Origin of the sequence: Kitasatospora sp. NPDC058492, from assembly GCF_042720685.1 — a bacterium.
Taxonomy (GTDB): domain Bacteria; phylum Actinomycetota; class Actinomycetes; order Streptomycetales; family Streptomycetaceae; genus Kitasatospora.
Genome location: NZ_JBHXMU010000066.1, coordinates 12,243 through 33,373 on the forward strand (window position 1 = coordinate 12,243; position 21,131 = coordinate 33,373).

Genomic DNA, 21,131 nt, shown 5'->3' on the forward strand with positions numbered 1-21,131 from the left:
GCCCCGTCCGACCGGTCAGCGCAGGACGACGCCCGCATCCTGGCCGGCCCGCGGGACCCTGACGGTGCTGTGGTCGTCGCGCAGCGCCTGGATGGTGAACATCGGCACGTCCTTGGCGGGCAGCGAGAGCATCCGGGCGGCCATCACCGGGCCGCCGGAGACGGTCTCGACGGTGAGCGCGAAGCTGCCGTTCAGCCCACCGGGCTCGGGCGCCGGAAGCGCGACCGTGCCGCCGGCCGGCAGCTGGACGTCCTTGCTCACCGGGGTGCCGCCGCCGCTGCCGGCCGAGGCGGTGACCCGGACGGTGGCGGCGTCGCCGGCGGAGGTCAGGAACAGCGTGGACGCGCCGGCCCGGTTGTCGGCGACCGTGGCGCGGGCCCCGACCGGGCCGGTGCCGGTGAGCCAGGCCGCGTCGCTCTTGCCGCCGCCCCCGGCCCGGTCGACCCGCAGGCCCGCCACGACCCGGGTCGGGTGCTTGTCGTCGGTGGGCGACAGCCGCAGCCCGGCGACCTCGTCGCGGGTGACCTTGCCGAGGTCGACGGCGGCCACCATGCCCGCCTTGATGTGGATGGACTCGTTGCCGGCCGGGGTGAACCAGCCGTTCTTGCCGGAGAGCTGGATCTTCAGGTCGGCGTCGTCCTCCGGCGGCGCCCAGACCACCAGGTGGGCGGCGGAGGTGTCGGCGGGCAGGCCGGGCAGCACCTGGGTGGCCGCCGGTTCGGCCGAGGCCGGGATCCAGTCGGCGCCCTTGGCACCATCGGCGGCGTGCAGCGCGGCACCGACCCGCCCGCTGCGGGCGACCACGTGCACGGCGAGGTCGTTGACCGCGCCCTTGCTGATCGTCGGCAGCAGCACGGACTGGGAGCTGCCGGGGGCGACGGTGATGCCGTTGGCGGCGTCGTTCTCGATCAGGCCCTTGTCGCCGTACAGCTTGATGTCGACCACGGCGGCGGAGGACTCGGTGTTCACCAGGCTGACGTAGTCGACCCGGTCGCCGGCCGTGCTGGCCCCGGCGAACCAGAAGCTGGTCCCGGCGGGGGTGCAGGTGAGGCCGGACAGGCCGAGGCCGCGCTGCTCGGTGACCACGGTGGTCTGGGTGACGGTGAAGCCGGGGGCGAGAGCGCCGGTGGCGACGGCCCCGGTGCCGGGCGCGGTGTCGCCGTTGGCGGCCGGGCCGGTGGCCGGGGCGCCGGGCTTGGCCAGGGTCAGCCGGGCGTCGGCGGGCGCGGCGCCCTTGTCCGGAGCGGCCGGAGCGGCCGAGCCGGACGGCGCGGCGGGGGCGCCGGACGCCGGGGCGGAGGGGGCGGTGGTCGGCGGGGTCGCGGGCGCGGCGGCGTCGGAGAGCCAGCCGGCCCCGCCGGTGGCGCCGCCCGCCCCGGGCGGGGTGTAGGCGGTGAGCGTGGTCGAGCCGGTCAGGCCCTGGAGCGGCTGCGGGCAGACCGCCGCCGTCCGCTCGACCTGCGCGGTGGTCGGGGCGACGCCGCCGTCCGCCTTGGCGGGGACGGCCGGCGGGCGCGTCTCGGCGATCCCGAACACCGCCGCGAGCACGACGGCCGCGGCCAGCAGGGACTGCGTGGTCCTGGTGCCCCCGGACCGCCCGGCCGGCCGGGCGGAGGCCGCGGGCTCCGGCGCCTGGGCCGGGGCGTGCCCGGACTGCCCGGACTGCCCGGCCTCGGCGGTCTCCGTCGGCTCGACGGCCTCGGGCGCGGACTTCTTCCTGAATGCGGGCTTCTTCATCGCGGGTCAGCTCCCCGATCCGTGCTGGTGCGGGTACCGGCCCGTGCCGTTGGGGTCGTTCGGGTCGTTGGGGTCGTAGTAGGGCTCGGCCTGCGGCTGCCCCGGCACCCACGGCTGCTGGTGCTCCGTCTGCTGGTAGGGCTGCTGCTCGTAGCCGTACTGCTGCTCCTGCGGGTACGGCTGCTGCTCGTAGCCCTGCTGCGGGTACGCCTGCGGCTGGTAGCCCTCGTAGCCCTGGCCGTCGTACCCCTGGCCGCCGTACGGCGCGGCCACCGGCTGCTGGGCCGCGTACTGGTCGTAGCTGTACGGGTCGGCCTGCTGGTACGTCTGGTACGGGTCGGCGTACGGCTCGGTCTCCTGGACGGCGGCGGCCGCCTGGACCGCCTCGGCCATCGGCTCGCCGGCCGGCTGCGCCGGGATCGCGCCCGGCGGGCCCTCGTACACCCCGCCGTCCTCGCCGCCCTCGCCGCGCTCGGCCATCCGGCGGGCCCGGCGGCTGCCGGGGGCGGGCGCCTGCGCCTGGGCCGCGGCGGCCAGCGCGGCGGCGGCCACCACCTCCTCGGGCAGGTCGTCGTCCTTGTGGCTGCGGCGTCCGGGCAGGGCCAGCACCAGGACGGTCAGGCCGAGCAGCACCTGGGCCCAGATCCAGCCGGTGTGCGCGAAGCCGTCCTCCCGGGTGACGGTCAGCTTGCCGCCGCCGGCCGGGAGCTTGAAGCCCTGCGCCCAGCCGTCGACCGTGACGGACTCCAGCGCGGTGCCGCCCACGGTGGCCTTCCACTCGGGTGCGGCGGACTCGGCGAGCCGCAGCACCCGGCCGTCCGGGCCGGCCGGGACGGTGGCGGTGAGGTCGCGGGCCCCGGCCGGGACGACCACCGGGGCGGCGCCCGGGGCGGTGATCACCGCACGGACGGCGGGGGCGCCGGTGACCTGCCAGAGCGCGGAGTCGCCGTCCTGGTTGGCCTTGACCAGACCGGGGGTGGTGTCCAGGACGTCCTTGTAGGTGCCGATCACCGACTGCTGGACCAGCACGTAGGCGATGCCGTAGCCGGAGAGCGCCCCGGCCTGGTCGGCGCCGGAACCGGCCAGCAGGCTGCCGACCATCTTGTTCAGGCCGTCCTGGGTGCCGGTCGCCGGGTCGACGGTGGACTCGGCCTGGCCGAGCGTCAGGCCCGCGCCGCGGACCACGGTGTAGCGGACCGCGCCGCCGCCCGGGTCGCCGGTGACGACCAGGGTGCGGGAGCGGTCGGTGGTGCCGGCCTCCTCCGCGATGAACGCGGGCACCTGGCCGGCCTGGGCCCGGTGCAGCGGCTTGCCGGCGCCGGTGAGCGCCCACCACAGGCCGGTGCCCAGCGGGGCCAGCACCGCGGCGGCCACCACCAGCGCGGCCACCGGCTGGCGCCAGCCGAAGGCGATCCCGGCCACTCGGGCGTTGGCGCCGTCGGCACCGATCGCGGCGGCCGCCAGCAGGGCGATCCCGGCGATCAGCGAGGCCGGGCCGGCCCAGGCGGGCACCGCCGGGCCGCCGGAGGCCGGGGTGACGGAGGTGCCCGCCACCGCGACCGCGAAGACCAGACCCGCACCGGCCGCACCCCAGGCGGACAGCACCGCACGGCGGCGGTCGGCGCGCAGCAGTGCGGCGAGCGCGGCGAGCACCACGCCGGCCGACAGCCAGACCGGCGGCACCCCGGCGCCGCCCGGGTTGACCAGCAGCAGGCCGGCCGCGCTCGCACCGGTGCCGTGCAGGCCGGGCAGGCCGGCCTCCAGCAGCAGCCACTGCGGGTGCGCCAGCACCGACAGCGACCACGGCGCCAGCACCAGGACGGGCAGCGCGAGGATCACCAGGACGCGCAGGCCGAGCAGGCGCAGCGCGGCGCCGCCCGAGCCGAAAGCACCGCCGCGGACCACCGCGACGACCAGCGTCGCCAGGCACAGCGGCAGGGCGAGCGCCCAGGTCAACGGCACGAAGGAGGTGGCCAGGGTGAGCAGCAGGACGGTCATCCAGACCGGCCGCCACCCCGGGCGGGCGCCCTTGGCGGCGCTCTCGTCGCGGATGCCGAGACCGGCCGCGATCGCGGCGGCGCGGGCCAGCGGCGGCAGCAGCACGGCGAGGACGGCGGTGCCGATCCGGCCCTGGGCGAGCGCGCCGGTCGCGGCGGGCAGCAGCGCGTAGGCGGCGCTGGCCCAGGCCCGGACGAGCTTGGAGTCCAGCAGCGGCCGGGACACCAGGTAGGCGCTGACCGCGGACAGCGGCACGGTGAGCACGACCAGCAGGGTGAGCGCGAGGTCGGCGTGGTCGAACAGCACCCAGGACAGCACCGCGAGCACGCCGAGGTACGGCGGCGCGGCGGCGGCGGAGCCGGTGCCGATCGGGTGCCAGGCGTCCGCGTACATCGACCAGAGGCCGCCGGCGCCGTCGGTGGCCGGCAGCAGGGCGCCGCCGAACAGCTCGCCGCTGCCGAACAGGCCGCGGCAGGCGATCAGGGCGAACACCAGCAGGGCCGCGAACAGCACCGGCGCCGGACGCCGGGCCAGCTTCTTGATCAGCGTGAACTGCTCGACGACCAGGTCCTCGTCGTCCTCGCCGCCCGGCCCGGCCTCGACCGTGCCGTGCCGGCCGGTGTCGTCCCCTCCCCCTATGCCGAGGGAGCCGATCACGCCCTCGACGGCGAGCCGGGCGGTGGCGCCGGGCGGCGGGAAGAGCGTGCGGTCGTCCAGAGCGTCGGCGGCCCGGGTGCGGGCGCGCTGCTTGCGCGCGGCCAGCAGCCGGGGGAAGCGGACGAGTTCGTGGCCGAGGCCGGTGAGCTCGTCGAAGGCCTGGCGCGGGTCCTTGCCGAGCAGGTTGGTGACGGCCCGCAGCAGGGTGCCGAGCACCAGCCGCAGCAGGACGTAGGGGAAGAGCGCGCCCTTGCAGTTGGCGAGCAGGGTGTAGACGGCGCCGGCCTTGTCCACCCGGTGCGGGTGGGCGGGGCCGCAGTCGATGGCGCGGCGCTCGCGGCTGGCCGCCTCGGCGTGCCGCAGCACGGCGTCGGGAGCGACCACCACGCGGTGGCCGGCGGCGTTGACCCGCCAGCAGAAGTCGGCGTCGTCGCGCATCAGCGGCAGCGCCTTGTCGAAGCCGCCGAGTTCCTCGAAGACGTCGCGGCGCACCAGCATGCCGGCGCTGGAGACGGCGAGCACCGGACGGACCTGGTCGTGCTGGCCCTGGTCCTGCTCGCGGCGGTCGAGGCCGGTCCAGCGGCGGCCGGAGCGGGCGATGGTGACGCCGACCTCCAGCAGCTGGCGGCGGTCGTACCAGCTGCGCAGCTTGGGGCCGACCACGGCGGCGCTGGGGGTGGAGTCGGCGACCTGGAGCAGCCGGCGCAGCGCGTCGGTCTGCGGCTCGCAGTCGTCGTGCAGCAGCCAGAGCCATTCGACGGGCTGGGTCTCGCGCGGGCCGCCGCGGCCGAGGTCGTCCTCCTGGGCGAGCGGGTCGCCGAAGTCGTCCCAGCCGCCGGTGACCGGGTCGTAGCCGGAGGGGTCGAGCCGGTACGGCAGGTCCTCCGGGCGCAGCGGCGGGCTGCTGAAGACGGCCTCGGCGACGGCGGTGCCGAAGCCGGCCCGGCGGCCGAGGAGCAGCGGGCCGCTCTCGGGCAGCCAGTCGGCGAGGGTGTCCGCCAGCAGTTGCGGAGAGTTGTCGGTGGAACCGGTGTCGACCGCGAGCACCCGCTGGACCTGGCGGTCCTGGCCGAGCAGGCCGGCGAGGGCCTGCGGCAGCCAGCGGGCCCCGTCGTGCGAGACGATCACCGCGGTGACCAGGTGGCGCGGGTAGGCGGGCGGCCTGGCAGCGGTGAAGCCGCTCTGGTGGCTGTAGACGGTCATCGAGTGCGCGGGCCTCAGTTCTCGGTGGACACAGCCGGTGAACGGCAACCGGATGGCGCACCACACTAACGGCTCCGGATGGCGGCTTCGTCCGCGGTGCCGGTGCGGGACCGGTGAAGAGCCGGCAGGGAACACGAAAGCGCCCCACCGCCGCGGTGAGGCGCCCGTACTGCCGTGTGGTTGTCGAAGGGTCAGCGGGGGTCGGCGGCCGCCCCGGTCAGACCGCGCTCTTCTTGAGCCGGCGGCGCTCGCGCTCGGAGAGGCCGCCCCAGATGCCGAACCGCTCGTCATTGGCGAGGGCGTACTCCAGGCATTCCGAACGGACCTCGCAGGCGAGGCAGACCTTCTTGGCCTCGCGCGTGGAGCCGCCCTTCTCGGGGAAGAAGGACTCGGGGTCGGTCTGGGCGCACAACGCGCGCTCCTGCCAACCGAGTTCCTCTTCCTCCTCCGCGATGCCGTCACCGATCAACAGCTCAAAGAGCTCGCTCATGTGGCGCGCCTCCTCTGCCCCTACTTGGCGTCCCCGTGGTTGCCGTTGCCTCGTGCGGCCGACGACACGAGTGAAATTACAGTTGCGTCACTCTGGCTCAGTCAAGCCGAGCTCTGGTATTGGGGCGAGGATTCACTCCCCGGCACCAAGCCGTTACGAATAGTGTACATATTCGGACACATTGGACCTTCGATCCGAAAGCCCTGAACGGCGTCGAACCAGCCACAACCCTTCGGCGAGTGACGCTCGGTCACCATCACAGGCCGGTCATCGCCCTGCCTTCCCGGCGATCTTCCCATCGAAACATAGAGCGTGATTTATCACCCCATCCGGGCAACTTCTTGGCGTAACCCTCTCGAATGCCGCATCCCTGTGTTTGACACCGGCCCCACGGATGCGGTCTCCTTTCCCCCATGTCAGAGTTCGCCAGCCCCCGGAGCGGTTCCACGCTCCGCCGTGCCGTGAACTCTTGTTGTCGCCTCTGCTCCTGCTGTATCTAGGCGCCCGCGTCCCACCGCGCGCCGCCCCCAGGAAGCACAGAGGCCGCCCGCGATTCCCGTCCCAGGACATCCCGGATCCGGCTGATCCCCGACGAACCAGCCGCCACTCCGAGGACGACTCCCGTGCGTATGACCCGCATCCGCAAGCGGAACCGCGACCGCAACAAACTCGCCCGCCGAAGCCCCTCCCCCACCGCGCCCACCGCGCCCGCCCGGGGCTGGACCGACGGCCTCAGCGACGTCTCCATCGCCGGCGACCCGCTCGCCTTCCCGCACCTGGCCCGCACCGACCTGCCCCGCCACCCCACCACCGTGGCCGGCCACGCCCGGCTGATCCGCGAGATCGCCGCCGACCGCGCCCGCTGGGAACCCCTGGTCCGCTACGACGCGCTCACCCGCTGGTACGCCCGGCTGGAGACCGGCCCCGGCTACGAGGTCTGGCTGCTCAGCTGGCTGCCCGGCCAGAGCAGCGGCTTCCACGACCACGGCGAGTCCTCCGGCGTGATGACCGTCGTCCAGGGCGAGCTGATCGAGCGCTCGCTCACCCGCGCCGGCGAGGGAGCCCGCACCCTGCGCCCCGGCGGGCAGCGGGTCTTCTCCTCCGGCTACCTCCACGAGGTGGTCAACGGCACGCTCGAACCCGCCGTCTCCATCCACCTCTACACCCCGGGCCTCACCGAGATGAACCAGTACGGCGGCACCGCCGTCCCCGAGCAGCACCCGCAGGCCCAGGCCGAGGCACACTGAGCACCCGCCCGCGTCAGCCCGGCCGTCGCACCCGCCGGCGACCGGACCTACGACCGGGCTGACGGGCAGTCGGACCGTGGCAGGATGAACCCATGCGCATCGTGGCACTGGCAGGCGGAATCGGCGGAGCGCGCTTCCTGCGCGGACTCCTCGCGGCGGTCGGACCGCAGGACGAGATCACCGTCATCGGCAACACCGGCGACGACATCCACCTCTACGGCCTCAAGGTCTGTCCCGACCTCGACACCGTGATGTACACCCTCGGCGGCGGCATCCACGAGGAGCAGGGCTGGGGCCGCACCGACGAGACCTGGTCGATCAAGGCCGAGATGAAGGAGTACGGCGTCGGCCCCGAGTGGTTCGGGCTCGGCGACCGCGACTTCGCCACCCACCTCGTCCGCAGCCAGATGCTCACCGCCGGCTACAGCCTCAGCCAGGTCACCGAGGCGCTGTGCGTGCGCTGGAAGCCCGGCGTACGGCTGCTGCCGATGAGCGACGACCGGGTCGAGACCCACGTGCGGATCACCGACGAGCAGGGCACCCGGGCGATCCACTTCCAGGAGTACTGGGTCAGGCTGCACGCCGCCGTCGACGCCGAGGCGATCATCCCGGTCGGCGCCGACACCGCCAAGCCCGCGCCCGGCGTCCTGGAGGCCCTCGCCGCCGCCGACGTCATCCTCTTCCCGCCGTCCAACCCGGTCGTCTCCATCGGCACCATCCTCGCCGTCCCCGGCATCCGGGAGGCCGTCGCCGCCGCCCCCGCCCCCGTCGTCGGGCTCTCCCCGATCATCGGCGGCGCCCCGGTGCGCGGCATGGCCGACAAGGTGCTCGCCGCCGTCGGCGTCGAGGCCACCGCGGAGGCGGTCGCACTGAACTACGGCTCCGCACTCATCGACGGCTGGCTCGTCGACACCGCCGACCAGGCCTCGGTCGCCGCCGTCGAAGCCGCCGGGATCGCCTGCCGGGCCGTCCCGCTGCTGATGACCGACGTCGAGGCCACCGCCGAGATGGCCCGGGCCGCCCTCGCCCTCGCCGAGCAGGTGCGCAAGTGAGCGGGCGCGGGCGCGGGCGCGGGCGCAGCGGGGCGGGCGCATGAGCCTGCAGATCCTGCCGGTCGAGGGGCTGCCGGAGATCGACGCCGGGACCGACCTCGCCGCGCTGCTCGCCAAGGCCGGCGAGTACCAGGACGGCGACATCCTGATCGTCACCTCGAAGATCGTCAGCAAGGCCGAGGGCCGGCTGCTGCACGCCGCCGACCGCGAGGCCGCGATCGAGGCCGAGACCGTCCGGGTGGTCGCCCGGCGCGGCCACGCCCGGATCGTCGAGAACCGCAACGGCTTCGTCATGGCCGCCGCCGGCGTCGACGCCTCCAACACCGCCCCCGGCACCGTCCTGCTGCTGCCCGAGGACCCGGACGCCTCCGCCCGCGCCCTGCGCGGGCGGCTCCAGCAGCTCACCGGCCGCCGGCTCGCCGTCGTCGTCACCGACACCTTCGGCCGGCCCTGGCGCAACGGACTCACCGACGTCGCCATCGGCGCCGCCGGACTGTCCGTGCTGGAGGACCACCGCGGGCGCACCGACAGCCACGGCAACGAGCTGGCGCTCACCGTCACCGCCACCGCCGACGAACTCGCCGCCGCCGCCGACCTGGTGAAGGGCAAGACCAGCGGCGTGCCGGTCGCCGTCGTCCGCGGGCTCGGCCACCTCGTCACCGCCGAGGACGGCGACGGCACCCGGCCGCTGGTCCGCCCCGCCGTCGACGACATGTTCCGGCTCGGCACCTCCGAGGCGCTGCGCCAGGCCGTCACCCTGCGGCGCACCGTCCGCTCCTTCACCGACGCCCCGGTCGACCCCGGCGCCGTGCGCCGCGCCGTCGCCGCCGCCGTCACCGCGCCCGCCCCGCACCACACCACGCCGTGGCGGTTCGTCCTGCTGGAGACGGCGCAGACCCGCACCCGGCTGCTCGACGCGATGCTCGCCGCCTGGCAGCGCGACCTGCGCGAACTCGACGGCTGGGACGACGCCCGGATCGCCCGCCGCACCGCCCGCGGCGACGTCCTGCGCGAGGCGCCCTACCTGGTGGTGCCCTGCCTCGTCATGGACGGCTCGCACCACTACCCCGACCAGCGGCGCGCCGCCGCCGAACGGGAGATGTTCACCGTCGCCGCCGGCGCCGCCGTGCAGAACCTCCTGGTCGCCCTCACCGGCGAGGGCTACGGCTCCGCCTGGGTGTCGTCCACCATGTTCTGCCGCGACACCGTCCGCGCGGCCCTCGACCTCCCGGACGGCTGGGACCCGATGGGCGCCATCGCCGTCGGCCGCCCCGCCGAACCCCCGCGCGAACGCCCGGACCGCAGCGCCGACACCTTCATCGAGGTGCGGTAGCGGTTCAGAGACCGCGATAGACCTCGCGGCGATTGCCAACGGCCACCACGAGGATCACCAGCACGCCGTCGTGGATCTCGTAGGCCACGCGGTAGACGCCGACCCGGAGACGGTAGAGGCCGACGTGACCCGCCAGCTTCTTGACATCCGGGCCCTCGACGTAAGGGTCCTCGCCGAGAACGGTGAGCGCGGTGAGGATCCGCATCGCGTCGACCTGGCTGATGTCACGCAGCTGGCGCCTGGCGTGCGAGGTGAAGCGGAACGCGTACTTCACGCAGCGCTCCCGGAGGAGTCCTTGGGCGAGTCGAACAGGTCGGCCAGGAGCTCGGCCATGGTCACGGTGGGATCGTTCCGGTGCTGCTCGGCCTCACGGGCGAGCAGTTCGTCGGCGGCATCCTCGATGGCATCGAGGATCTCGATCGGCACGACCGCTCCGACCCGCTCGCCCTTCCGAGTGATCACGGTGATCTCGCCGGCCTCGGCCTGGGTGACCACCTCGGCGAGGTTCGCACGCAGTTCCCGGATGCTCAGTGCGTCAGTCATGCATCAAGCGTACACATCGACGTGTACACCGCACGGCGCTTCCGGTTCATCGCCGCCGGTGGTCGTCGGGGGTGAGGCGGGGGCCGTAGCGGGGGGCGTGGGGGGTGGTGGCCAGCAGGAGGCGGCAGAGGCGGTGGCGGTGCGGGCGGTAGGGCTCCAGCAGGGCGAGCATCTGGGCGTCGTCGCTGCGGGGGCGGCCGGCCAGGGCCCAGCCGACCAGGTTGGGCAGGTGGAAGTCGCCGACCGAGACCGCGTCCGGGTCGCCGTTGCTGCGTTGCAGGGTCTCGGCGGCCGTCCAGGGGCCGATCCCCGGGACGGCGGTGAGCCGGGCGAAGGCCTCGACGTGGTCCATCGCGGCGGCCTCCTCCAGCCGGGGCGCCAGCCGGACGGCGCGCATGACCGTCGCCGAGCGCTTCGGGTCCACCCCCGCGCGGTGCCACTCCCAGCTCGGCACCAGCGCCCACTCCCGGGCCGACGGCGCCACCCGCATGCCCTCGGCCGGGCCCGGCGCCGCGGTGCCGAAGTCCCGTAGCAGGGTGCGCCAGGCGCGGTAGGCCTCGTCGGTGGTCACCTTCTGTTCCAGGATCGCCGGGACGAGGGACTCCAGGACCAGCCCGGTGCGGGTGAGGCGGACCGCGGCGGTGCGGCGCTGGGCGTCCCGCAGCGGGCCGGGCGGAAGCACCAGGGCCTCCGGATCGTCCTGCGCGCCCAGCAGCGTCGGCAGCCGCTCCAGCAGCCACGTCGCACCCGGGCCCCAGGCCGTCGCCTCCACCTCGCCGGCCGCCGGGCGCGCCAGCACCCGCAGCGTACCGATCCCGGCCGGGGTCCGGGACGCCCGCCAGAGCGCGCCGTCGCCGGTGGTGCGGTACGCCGGGTCGGCGGGGCCCCGGCGCAGCGGCAGCAGCGTCCGGGCGACGTCCAGCGGGAAACCCGGCCGCCAGCGCCGTACCGACTCGCCCGTCACCGCCGCGCACCTCCTCCGCTGTCCGGCTCCACCGCCTTCGTCGACCATGGGGATATGAACGATACGCGGCTGCCGGAGCTGTCCTCCGGGGACGAGAGCGCGGTGCGGGCGCTGTACCACCGGGCGCTGGAGGGGTGGAACCAGCGGGACGGTTCGGCCTTCGCCGGGCCGTTCGCCGAGGACGGGGAGGTGATCGGCTTCGACGGCACCCGGCACTGCGGGCGGTCGGTGATCGCCGCCGAACTGGGGCGGCTCTTCGCGGACCACGCGACACCGGAGTACGTGGCCAGGGTGCGCCGGGTCCGCGCGCTGGGGCCCGGGGTGGCGCAGCTGGACGCCGTCGCGGGGCTGGTGCCGGACGCCGCGGAGGACCTGGACCCGGCGCTCAACGCGGTGCAGACGGTGATCGCGGTGAACGCCGGGGCGGGCTGGCGGATCGGGCTGCTGCAGAACACGCCGGCGCGCTACGACCTCCGGCCGGATCTGGCGGCGGCGTTGACGGCGGAGCTGCGGGGGCTGGTCGGGCGGGGGCCGGGGCCGGCGTAGGGCGGTGCGGTGCGGTGGGGTGCGTCAGGGGGTCTGGATGCGCACCGCGGCCGTACGGAGGGCGGGGAGCCGGGCGTAGAGGGCGTTGCCGGGGCACTCGGTGTTGAAGGCGTCGCGGTGGCCGGAGACGGCGTCGAAGTCGACGACGGTGCCCTTGGGGTAGCGGCTGGCGTCGGAGGCGGAGGTGAGCTTGGTGCGGCCGTCGGCGGGGTGGCCGGTGAGGCCGAGCTTCCAGCCGGCGATGGCGGCGAGGCCGTCCAGGAGGGGCTGGGGCGGGGCGTCGCCGACGTAGGTGCCGATGGCGGCGACGCCGGCCGAGTCGGTGTTGAAGCCGAGGGTGTGGGCGCCGTGGACGGGCTGGTCGACGCCGCCGGCCCGGCCCTCGTAGACGGTGCCGCAGCGGTCGACCAGGAAGTTGTAGCCGATGTCCCGCCAGCCGCTGCTCTGAACGTGGTACTGGTAGATCGACCTGATCACCCGGGGGGCGTCGGAGCAGGCGTAGTCGGTGGCGGTGGCGGTGTGGTGGACGAACACCTCGTGGACCGGGCCGGTGTACTCGAAGGCCTGGTCGCGCAGGGACTCGTCCGCGCCCCAGCCGGCCCGGGTGACGATGGCGGGGCGCGGGGCCTGGTGGCCGTCGGCGGGGCGGCGGGGCAGGACCCGGGCGGCGGGCGCGGGCGCGCCCTGGCCGGGGTCGACCAGGTCGAGCCGCAGGCCGGGCGGGGGCCCGGCGGGGCCGGGGCGCACCTCGACGGCGACGCCGTCGCTGCGGCCGGTCCACAGGGGCGCGGTGGCGCCGCGCGGGGCGAGGTCGGGGCCGTCCTCGGTGTCGGCCTCCAGGTCGTGCCAGTCGCCCCAGCGGCCGGTGGCCGCGTCCCGGGTGCGGACCCGGACGGCGCCGCCGGCCAGCGCGTCCGCCGGGCCGTCCCAGCCGACGCCGAGGAGTTCGAACGGCCGGGTGGTGCGCGGCGCCAGGGCCGGGCCGGGGCCGAGCGGCAGCGAGGTGACCGACCCGCCGCCGGCGGAGCCGCGGCGCCGGGCGCCGTCGGGGTCGGCCGGGCCGGCGGTGGCGGCGGGCTGGAGGAGCAGGGCGGCGGTGCAGCCGGCGAGCACGGCGGCCGGGAGGGAAAGGCGCATAAACCGGATGGTGGCGGCAAATCGGGCCACTCGCCACGTCGCCTCGCGCCCGGTCCGCCACCCCTCCCGACGGCCCACTCGAAGGCCGTAGGCTGGGGCGCACCATGACTGCGCATTTCGCTGCCGATGCCCGCACCCCCGTCGAACTGCTGCACGCATATCTGCGAGGCGGCACGTCCACGGTCGATCCCGCGGCCCCGCTGGTCACCTTCTACGACGACGCCACCGGTGAACGGGTGGAACTGTCCGCCCGGACCTTCGACAACTGGGTGGCCAAGACGGCCAACCTCCTCCAGGACGAGTTGAACGCCGGCCCGGGCGACCGGGCCGTACTGCTGCTCCCCGCCCACTGGCAGAGCGCCGTCTGGCTGCTGGCCTGCTGGTCGGTCGGGGTGGCGGTGGTGCCCGGCGGCGACCCGGCCGCCGCCGACCTGGTGGTCAGCGGCCCGGACGGACTGGCGGCCGCCAACGCCTGCGAGGGCGAGCGGGTGGCCCTGGCCCTGCGCCCGCTCGGCGGACGCTTCCCGCAGCGCCCCGACGGCTTCCTCGACTACGCCGCCGAGGTGCCCGGCCAGGGCGACCGCTTCGCGCCGTACTCGCCCGTCGCCCCGGACGGCCACGCGCTGGAGACCGCCGTGGACGGGCTGCCGCTGAAGCTGACCGGCGAGCAGACCGTCGCGCTGGCCCGGGAGGGGGCCGCCCGGCTCGGACTGGAGCCCGGCGACCGGGTGCTGTCCACCTTCTCGTTCGACGACTGGACCGGCCTGGAGGCCGGTCTGCTGGCGCCGCTGGCGGCCGGCGCCTCGGTGGTGCTGTGCCGCAACTCGCAGGGGCTCGACCCCGAGCAGTGGGAGAAGCGGACCGAATCCGAACGGGTGACACTGCGCCTCGGGTAACCCCCGGGTCGGGCCGGGCGGGTAGGGATCCCTGCCATGGCCGAGGACGACACCGCGCACCCCCCGACCGACCCGCCCCCGACGGATGCGCACCCTTCCGAACCCGGACGCCCGCGTCGGCGCCGGCGGTGGCTGATGATCACCGCCGGCGTCGTCGCGTTCCTGCTGGTCGCCACCGGGGCACTGCTCTGGATCGCCTACCGCACGCTGGACGGCAACATCCGCACCGACTCGGCCACCGACCGGCTGCTCGCCCGGCTGGAGGCCGAGCGGCCGAGCCGGACCGCCGGGGCCAAGGGCTCCGAGAACATCCTGCTGATCGGCAGCGACGACCGCTCCGGCACCAACTCCTCGTACGGCGGCGAGCCGGGCACCCAGCGCTCGGACACCACGATCCTGCTGCACCTGGCCGCCGACCGGAAGCACGCGACGGCGGTCTCCATCCCGCGCGACGTCATGGTCACCGTCCCCGCCTGCGAGAAGCCCGACGGCACCCGCAGCAAGGCCGGGCTGATGCAGTTCAACTGGGCGTTCGAGATGGGCGGCGCGGCCTGCTCGATCCGCGCCGTCGAGCAGCTCAGCGGCATCCGGATCGACCACTACGTGATCCTCGACTTCAACGGCTTCAAGACGATGGTGAACGCGATCGGCGGGGTCGAGGTGTGCGTCCCGCAGGCGATCCACGACAAGGACGCCAGACTCGACCTGCCCGCCGGGCGGCAGACCCTGCACGGCGAGCAGGCACTCGGCTACGTCCGGGCCCGGGAGAGTCTGGGCGACGGCAGCGACACCCAGCGGATGGGCCGTCAGCAGCAGTTCCTGGCCGCGCTGATCCGCAAGGTGCAGTCGCAGGGCGTGCTGCTGAACCCGGCGCGGCTGTGGCCGGTGCTGGACGCGGCCACCTCCTCGGTCAAGGCGGACGGCGGGCTGTCCTCGCTCGGGGCGCTGTACGACCTCACCCAGGACCTGCGGGACATCCCCTCGGCGGACGTGGTGCTCCTGACCGCGCCGCGCCGCCCGTACCGGTACGACTCGGACCGGGACGAGTTCGTGCAGCCGCAGACCACCCAGTTGTTCACCGCGCTGCGGGACGACCGGTCGGTCGCCGTCCGGCCGCCCGGTTCGGCGCCGTCGCCGGGCGCCGTCGCCGGGGCGGGCGTCGGCGTCGGGGCGGGCGTCGGCGTCGGGGCGGGCGTCGGCGTCGGGGCGGGCGTCGGGGTCGGGGCGGGCGCGAGCCCGAGCCCGGTGGCGGCGGGTACGAGCCCGAGTCCAAGTCCGGCGGGTGCGGGCGCGGGGTCGGACGGGGCTGCGGGGGCCGCGGGGGCCGCGGGGGCTCCGGCGAAGGCGTCACCTTCGGCGGACGCCTCGCCCACCTTCGAGGGACGCACGGCCGACGTGGACGCCTGCGCGCAGCACTGATCGCGGCTGCGCCGCAGGTCGGCGCGGGTTTTCCGGAAATCCCGCACACCCAGGGGACTTTGCCCGGCCATTACCTGGACATGGCGCAGATCACACCGGAACGATTCAGTCGTTCGGCTCGTCTAGTGTGTCCGGATCGGCCCGCCGAACGGGCGAGCCGGAGCCGTGACCGGTCGGAGGTAGGGAACCCCCGTGCAGCAGGACAAACCGGAGGTCGATCCCGCCGACCAGTGGACGCGCGACCCGGAAACCGGCCAGTACCGCCTCGACCCGGCCGCCGGCATCCCCGGGCAGCGCCGCCGGACGGCCGACCGGAGATCCCCCGAGGAGACGCCGGCCACCGAGTCGGCCGGGACCGCCGACGTCCCCGGGCCGGGCCGCCGCGACTCCCGGCGCCGGGCGGCCGCCGCCGCCAAGCGGACCCGGCGCCGCCGGGCGCTCAAGTGGACCGCCGGGGCCGGCGCCCTGGTGATGGTCGCGGGCTGCGGCGGGGCGTACTACCTGTACCAGCACTTCAACAGCAACCTGACCTCCGTCAAGGTCCAGCTGGGCAACGAGGAGGAGCGGCCCAAGGCCGCCGGGGACGCGCTCAACATCCTGGTGCTGGGCACCGACAGCCGGCAGGGCCTCGGCCGCGAGTACGGCAACGAGGGCAGCGCCGGGCACGCCGACACCACGCTGCTGTTCCACATCTCCAAGGACCGCTCCAACGCCACCGCGATCAGCATCCCGCGCGACCTGATGGTGCCGATCCCGGAGTGCCAGAGCGGCAGCGGCAAGAAGATCCCCGGCTCCGCGCGGGACATGTTCAACAACAGCCTCGGCCAGGAGGGGCGCGACCCGGGCTGCACCTGGAAGACCGTCGAGAAGATGACCGGGATCCGGGTCGACCACTTCGTGCAGGTCAACTTCGAGGCGGTGAAGACGCTGTCCAGCGCCGTCGGCGGGGTCGAGGTCTGCGCGGCCAAGGACATCAACGACAAGGACTCGCACCTGAAGATGAGCAAGGGCCGGCACGTGGTCCAGGGCGACGAGGCGCTGGCCTTCGTCCGCACCCGGCACGCCGTCGGCTTCGGCGGCGACCTCACCCGCATCCCGCTCCAGCAGCAGTTCATCAGCTCGATGATCCGCAAGATCAAGAGCGACGACACCCTGACCAGCCCGAGCAAGCTCTACAAGCTCGCCGACGCCGCCACCAAGGCGCTCACCGTGGACTCCGGGATCGGCAGCGTCGACAAGCTCAAGGACCTCGCGCTGGACCTCAGCAAGGTGGACACCAAGAACATCACCTTCGCCACCGTGCCGGTCCTGGACGACCCCAAGGACAAGGACCGGCTGGTGCTCAAGCAGCCGGACGCCGGGCAGCTGTTCTCGATGGTCGCGGGCGACCGCTCGCTGACCGAGACCGCCGCCCCCGCCGACGCCGCCACGGCCGCACCGGAGACCGCACCGGCGGCCCCGACCGCCGCCGCCCCGACGGTGGACCCCAAGGACGTCCGGGTGACGGTGCGCAACGGCAGCGGGACGCGCGGGCAGTCGGGGCCCACCGTGGAAAAGCTCCGCACCAAGGGCTTCGCCAAGGCCACGACCGCCCCCGACGCGCCCGTCACCGCGACCACCACGGTGTCCTTCCCGACCGGGCAGGACGCCGCGGCCGCCGCCCTGGCCGCCGCGCTCGGCCTGCCGGGCGACGCCGTCCGGCCGGACCCGAAGGCGGATCCCAAGGGCCCGCTGGTGCTGGTGCTCGGCAAGGACGTCCTCGCCGCTCCGGCGGCGGCCCCGACCGAGGCACCGAAGGACCTCCAGCGGGTGCAGGCGGACGACACCGATGCGTGCGCCAAGTAGCTAGGGGCCCTGGGCCCTACTCCGGAGCGAGGGTGCCGTCCGTCTCCCGGTAGTGCTCGCCGGTGCGAGGGCAGCGCCAGCGGCCGTCGCCGACGGGTTGCAGCGGCTCGCCGGCGCGACCGACCCAGCCGATCCGGCGGGCCGGGACGCCGGCGGCCAGGGCGAAGTCCGGGACGTCCCGGTGGACCACCGCGCCGGCCGCGACCAGCGCCCAGCGGCCGACCGTCACCCCGGCGACCAGGACCACCCGGCCGCCGATCGAACAGCCCTGACGGAGCGTCACCCCTTCGGCGTGCCAGTCCTGTTGACGCTTGGGCCGACCGTCGGGGGTCACCGCGCGGGGGTGGCGGTCGTTGGTGAGGACGGCGGCGGGGCCGATGAACACCCCGTCCTCGACCAGCGCGGGCTCGTACACCAGCGCGTGGTTCTGCAGTTTGACCCGGTCCCCGATCCGGACGCCCGGGCCGACGTAGGCGCCGCGGCCGATCACGCACTCGGCGCCGACCACCGCGCCCTCGCGGACCTGGGCGAGGTGCCAGACCGTCGTCCCCGCGCCGATGACGGCCCGTTCGTCGACGTCCGCGCTCGGCTCGATCCGGGCCGCGCCGGGCCCGCCCTCAACTGTCGCCATGCGCACCGACGATAGCGGCGCGGGCTCGACCGTCAGGGCTTGTCCGGCAATTCGCGCGCCCGGCGGGAATTGTCGGACAAACCCTGCCGGGTCGGCGTCAACTCGCCCTGGAGAGCACGTCCTTGGCGGCCGGTCCGACGCTGCCTATCACCCGGCGGGCCAGTGATCGGGGCGAGGTGAGGAAGCCGAAGCCCCAGCTGAGGTGCATGGTGGCGAGCGCCACCGGCAGCATCGCCCTGGCCTTGAAGGACAGGCCGCGGCCGCCGACCAGCCCGCCGCCGAGGATGCCCAGCAGGTACGCGCCGGGCACCGCGAGGAGGGCCGGGTGGACGGCGACGCCCAGCACCAGCCCGAGGGTGACGGCCAGCAGGGCGGTCGGCGGGGCCAGGTAGCGGAGGTTGACCGAGCCGCGGTGGTAGCGGGTGACCACCCGGCGCCAACGGCCGTAGTCCTTGTACTGCTTGGCCAGCGCCTTCACCGACGGCCGGGGCCGGTAGGTCACCTTGAGCTGCGGGGTGAACCAGACCAGCCCGCCGTCCTGGCGGATCCGGTAGTTGAGCTCCCAGTCCTGGGCGCGGATGAACTCCTCGTTGTAGCCGCCGAGCTTCTCCAGCACCTCGCGCCGGAACACCCCGAGGTAGACGGTGTCCGCCGGGCCGGCCAGGCCGCCGGTGTGGAAGGCGGCGTTGCCGACACCGATCTTGGAGGTCATCGCGGCGGCGACCGCGTTCTCCCACTCGGTCTCGCCCTCGGCGTGCATGATGCCGCCGACGTTGGCGGCGTCCATCTCGTCGAGCAGCCGGACCGCGGTGGTGATGTAGCCGGGGGTGAGCAGCCCGTGGCCGTCCACGCGCACCACTATCGGATGGCGCGAGCCGCGGATCGCGGCGTTCAGCCCTGCGGGGGTGCGACCGGTGGGATTCGGCACGGTCCGCACCCGCGGGTCCTCCGCCACCAGTTCGGCCGCGATCTCCGCGGTCCGGTCGGTGGACGGACCGAGGGCGATCACCACCTCCATCGGCCCGGGGTACTCCTGGTCCAGGATGCGCCGGACCGCCGTCCGCAGGTGTCGTTCCTCGTTGAGCACCGGCATGATCACGGAGACAGCCGGCAGCTCCTCAGCAGCCTTGGTGTTCATCGGGGCCAACCGTACCGGTGCGGACACGTCTCCGTCTTGTCCCGGTCTGGGCCGCTGCTCGCAGCCCGCGACGCCCGGTTGGACTCCTTGATCACGTCCACCGTACTCCGCTCCGCGTACGGGCCCGCAGCCGGGTCGGAACGGGCGGTTTCCGGAGGACGGGACGGAGCCCGGGAGAGCGCCCTCGGCGGGGTTCGGCGGCGGCCGCGCGGGTTCGGTGCAGGTTCGGCGCAGGTTCAGAGCAGGTGGTGAACGATGGTGAAGAGCGCGTAGCCGGCCAGCGACAACCGGTTCAGCAGGTGCTGCGGGCCGCCCAGCCGGTCCGGCAGCGACCGGTGCGGGCGCAGGTCCGGCCGGTGGGCGGCGGTCGCGACGGCCCGGGCCAGCTCCACCGGGTCGTAGCGGTCCCCGAAGTGTCCGGCCAGCCAGGCGGCCGGGCGACTGCCGACGGTGACCTCCTCGCCCGAGCGCAGCTGGACGGTGAGCAGGTTGCGGTGGACGGCGGCCGCGTTGATCTCCTGCCACCGGAAGGCCCGGGTGCGCAGCGCGGTGGCGATCCGCAGGCCGTCCCGGTCGGCGACCATCTGCCAGGAGAGGGTGCGGCCGCAGGCGAGGATCGCCACCGTGCCGGTCAGGAGCGGGTGCACCAGGCCGCCCCACCAGCCGCTCCGGCCGAGCAGCACGACCAGGCCCGCGAGCAGCAGGGCGGGCACCGGACCGGCCGCCGCCCGCAGCGGCAGCGGCATCTCCCAGCGGCGGGCGGGCACCGGTTCGGCGTCCGGCCCGGCCGCGGGGGCGGCGGCCACCGTCTCGGCGGTCAGGGCGGCGACGGCCAGTTCCCGCTCCCGGTAGCCCTCGGTGCGCCGGCCCGGCCGCGGGGCCCGGGCGGCGGGGGCGACCACGGCCGCCACCCAGCGCGGGTCGTGGTCCAGCAGTCCGGGGCGGACCAGGAGCTGCTGCTCCGGCCCGTCGGGCCCCCGGTACAGCACGGCCGGCACGCTCCGGCCGGCGCGGGCGAGCCAGGCGGCGGCCTGCTCCGGGGTCAGCCGTTCGAAGACGTCCCCGAGCTCCTCCTCTTCCTCGTCGTAGGAGACTTCGAGTTCGAGGTGGTCGGCGTCGTCGTCCTCGGTCTCCAGGTGTTCGGGCACCCAGGCCGGGCCCTCGCCGTCCGGGGCGCCGTAGCGGGCCCAGCGGTAGCGGTCGCGCTCGACCAGCCGCCAGAGCGCGGGGCCGTCCGGCGGGCCGTCCAGCGGCTGCACCAGCAGGTCGCCCTGGGCGTCGGCGCGGACCCGGACGGCGAGGGCGGGCGCGGAACCCGCGAAGGAGGGCCGGGCCCGGCGGGCGTTTGCGCTGGCGGCCGAGCCGAGCAGCAGCAGGCCGGGCAGGGCGAGCAGGCCGCCGGCGGTCAGCGCGCCGGTGAGGTCGTAGTCGTCGCCGGCGGCGCGGACGGCGTCGCCGTCCACCAGCAGTGGGACGGGCTCGCCGGGCTGCGGCGGCCGGGCCCACCAGACGTCCAGCCGGGCGGTGCGTTCCGGGCCGCCGCCGGGCGGGTGGAAGCGGACGGTCAGGACGCCGTCCTGGTCGGTGTCGCCCGCGGTGCCGGTGACCTGGTCGGCCCGTTCGGCGCTCGCCTGCTGTCGGGCCTGCCCCCACAGCCCGTACAGCGGGAACGCCAGGGCGGCGGCGAGCAGCAGGGCGCCGAGCGCGCGGCGCAGCACCGGCGGGCCGTCGGGGTGGACGGGCGAGGGCGCTCCGGCGGCGGTCCAGGGGAAGGGGACGGGCGGGGCCATCAGTTCGTCGAGCTGCTGGCGGGCGCGGCGGCGGCCGAGCTCGGCGCCGATCAGCGCGGCGGAGAGCAGCAGGTGGAGCAGGACGGCCGTCCAGCGGCAGAGCGGGGTGACCAGGCCGTGCGGGGCGTACCAGAGCACCGCGAGGACGGCCGGCGGGACCAGCGCCCGGCCGCGGAACCGGCCGGCCAGCAGGACCACTTCGGCGAGCACCGACCAGACGGCCAGCGAGGAGCCCCAGGTGTCCCGGCAGACGCCCTGGACGTTGCAGTCGCCGGGGGTCGGCTCCACCGCGGTGGCCAGGATCACGAAGGCGGCCGGCAGCAGCGCCGACCAGCGGCTGTCCAGGCGCCAGGCGGTGCGGGCGGCGCGCCAGCGGGCGGCAGCGGCGGCGGTGAGGGGCGCGGCGCTGGGCAGCGGCGGGGCGTCCGGGGTATCCGGGGCGAACATCGGACGATCATCTCAGTCGGCCTGGGGCGGCCCGCGCCGCAGGGGCCGGGTGCTGCCC

At 75.2% G+C, this 21,131-nt stretch carries 17 protein-coding genes; 7 read left to right on the plus strand and 10 right to left on the minus strand.

What is annotated here, in order from left to right:
• Positions 1–15 precede the first annotated feature (15 nt).
• The 3 genes from ACFWPI_RS32255 to ACFWPI_RS32265 form a co-directional block, all read right to left on the minus strand.
• On the minus strand, positions 16–1,737 hold the full coding sequence (locus ACFWPI_RS32255; protein WP_380377361.1) for a DUF5719 family protein: 1,722 nt from the start codon (positions 1,735–1,737) through the stop codon (positions 16–18).
• Positions 1,738–1,743: 6 nt separating this feature from the next.
• A complete protein-coding gene (locus ACFWPI_RS32260; protein WP_380377359.1) occupies positions 1,744–5,595 on the minus strand; it encodes a glycosyltransferase family 2 protein in 3,852 nt (1,283 codons plus the stop codon).
• 217 nt (positions 5,596–5,812) lie between these two features.
• Positions 5,813–6,085 (minus strand): WhiB family transcriptional regulator, encoded by a 273-nt coding sequence (locus ACFWPI_RS32265; protein ID WP_063349134.1) that lies wholly within the window; start codon positions 6,083–6,085, stop codon positions 5,813–5,815.
• 629 nt (positions 6,086–6,714) lie between these two features.
• On the opposite strand from ACFWPI_RS32265, the gene ACFWPI_RS32270 reads away from it, so the two are divergent.
• The 3 genes from ACFWPI_RS32270 to ACFWPI_RS32280 all read left to right on the plus strand — a co-directional run bounded on the left by ACFWPI_RS32270 (position 6,715) and on the right by ACFWPI_RS32280 (position 9,717).
• Positions 6,715–7,332, plus strand: a complete 618-nt coding sequence (locus tag ACFWPI_RS32270; protein ID WP_380377367.1) for a cysteine dioxygenase — start codon at positions 6,715–6,717, stop codon at positions 7,330–7,332.
• A gap of 92 nt (positions 7,333–7,424) precedes the next feature.
• Positions 7,425–8,384, plus strand: coding sequence for a 2-phospho-L-lactate transferase (cofD, locus tag ACFWPI_RS32275; RefSeq protein WP_363377420.1), 960 nt, complete (start codon positions 7,425–7,427; stop codon positions 8,382–8,384).
• Positions 8,385–8,424: 40 nt separating this feature from the next.
• A complete protein-coding gene (locus ACFWPI_RS32280) occupies positions 8,425–9,717 on the plus strand; it encodes a coenzyme F420-0:L-glutamate ligase (RefSeq protein WP_380377358.1) in 1,293 nt (430 codons plus the stop codon).
• A 4-nt stretch (positions 9,718–9,721) separates the two neighbouring features.
• Here the strand turns inward: ACFWPI_RS32280 and ACFWPI_RS32285 are convergent, their stop codons facing one another.
• Genes ACFWPI_RS32285 through ACFWPI_RS32295 form a run of 3 tightly spaced genes read right to left on the minus strand, consistent with a single transcriptional unit; the run spans position 9,722 to position 11,272 of the window.
• Complete coding sequence (locus ACFWPI_RS32285) at positions 9,722–9,991, minus strand: type II toxin-antitoxin system RelE/ParE family toxin (RefSeq protein WP_380377356.1); 270 nt, start codon at positions 9,989–9,991, stop codon at positions 9,722–9,724.
• Positions 9,988–10,260 (minus strand): type II toxin-antitoxin system Phd/YefM family antitoxin, encoded by a 273-nt coding sequence (locus ACFWPI_RS32290; RefSeq protein WP_063349130.1) that lies wholly within the window; start codon positions 10,258–10,260, stop codon positions 9,988–9,990. The genes ACFWPI_RS32285 and ACFWPI_RS32290 overlap by 4 nt, the downstream gene beginning before the upstream one ends.
• Positions 10,261–10,306: 46 nt before the next feature.
• On the minus strand, positions 10,307–11,272 hold the full coding sequence (locus ACFWPI_RS32295; protein ID WP_380377354.1) for a DNA-3-methyladenine glycosylase family protein: 966 nt from the start codon (positions 11,270–11,272) through the stop codon (positions 10,307–10,309).
• A gap of 6 nt (positions 11,273–11,278) precedes the next feature.
• Here ACFWPI_RS32295 and ACFWPI_RS32300 point away from each other — a divergent pair, with 6 nt between their 5' ends.
• Positions 11,279–11,770 (plus strand): SgcJ/EcaC family oxidoreductase, encoded by a 492-nt coding sequence (locus ACFWPI_RS32300; protein WP_363377415.1) that lies wholly within the window; start codon positions 11,279–11,281, stop codon positions 11,768–11,770.
• Positions 11,771–11,794: 24 nt separating this feature from the next.
• On the opposite strand, the gene ACFWPI_RS32305 is transcribed toward ACFWPI_RS32300, so the two are convergent.
• Positions 11,795–12,907: an N-acetylmuramoyl-L-alanine amidase gene (locus ACFWPI_RS32305; protein ID WP_380377352.1), complete on the minus strand. Its 1,113-nt coding sequence runs from the start codon at positions 12,905–12,907 to the stop codon at positions 11,795–11,797.
• Positions 12,908–13,011: 104 nt separating this feature from the next.
• Here ACFWPI_RS32305 and ACFWPI_RS32310 point away from each other — a divergent pair, with 104 nt between their 5' ends.
• The 3 genes from ACFWPI_RS32310 to ACFWPI_RS32320 all read left to right on the plus strand — a co-directional run bounded on the left by ACFWPI_RS32310 (position 13,012) and on the right by ACFWPI_RS32320 (position 17,067).
• Positions 13,012–13,803, plus strand: coding sequence for a TIGR03089 family protein (locus tag ACFWPI_RS32310; RefSeq protein WP_380377350.1), 792 nt, complete (start codon positions 13,012–13,014; stop codon positions 13,801–13,803).
• A gap of 36 nt (positions 13,804–13,839) precedes the next feature.
• On the plus strand, positions 13,840–15,222 hold the full coding sequence (locus ACFWPI_RS32315; RefSeq protein ID WP_380377348.1) for an LCP family protein: 1,383 nt from the start codon (positions 13,840–13,842) through the stop codon (positions 15,220–15,222).
• A 192-nt stretch (positions 15,223–15,414) separates the two neighbouring features.
• Positions 15,415–17,067 carry an LCP family protein gene (locus tag ACFWPI_RS32320; protein ID WP_380377346.1) on the plus strand — a complete coding sequence of 551 codons (1,653 nt, stop codon included), beginning with the start codon at positions 15,415–15,417 and terminating at the stop codon, positions 17,065–17,067.
• 16 nt (positions 17,068–17,083) lie between these two features.
• Here ACFWPI_RS32320 and ACFWPI_RS32325 read toward each other — a convergent pair whose 3' ends face one another.
• From ACFWPI_RS32325 to ACFWPI_RS32335, 3 genes are all read right to left on the minus strand, one after another.
• Complete coding sequence (locus ACFWPI_RS32325) at positions 17,084–17,698, minus strand: acyltransferase (RefSeq protein WP_063349121.1); 615 nt, start codon at positions 17,696–17,698, stop codon at positions 17,084–17,086.
• 97 nt (positions 17,699–17,795) lie between these two features.
• The gene (locus ACFWPI_RS32330; protein ID WP_063349120.1) at positions 17,796–18,836 is read right to left on the minus strand and encodes a glycosyltransferase family 2 protein; all 1,041 of its coding nucleotides are present in this window, start codon (positions 18,834–18,836) and stop codon (positions 17,796–17,798) included.
• Between the two features lie 236 nt (positions 18,837–19,072).
• Positions 19,073–21,073, minus strand: coding sequence for a hypothetical protein (locus ACFWPI_RS32335; RefSeq protein ID WP_380377345.1), 2,001 nt, complete (start codon positions 21,071–21,073; stop codon positions 19,073–19,075).
• Between the last annotated feature and the right edge of the window lie 58 nt (positions 21,074–21,131).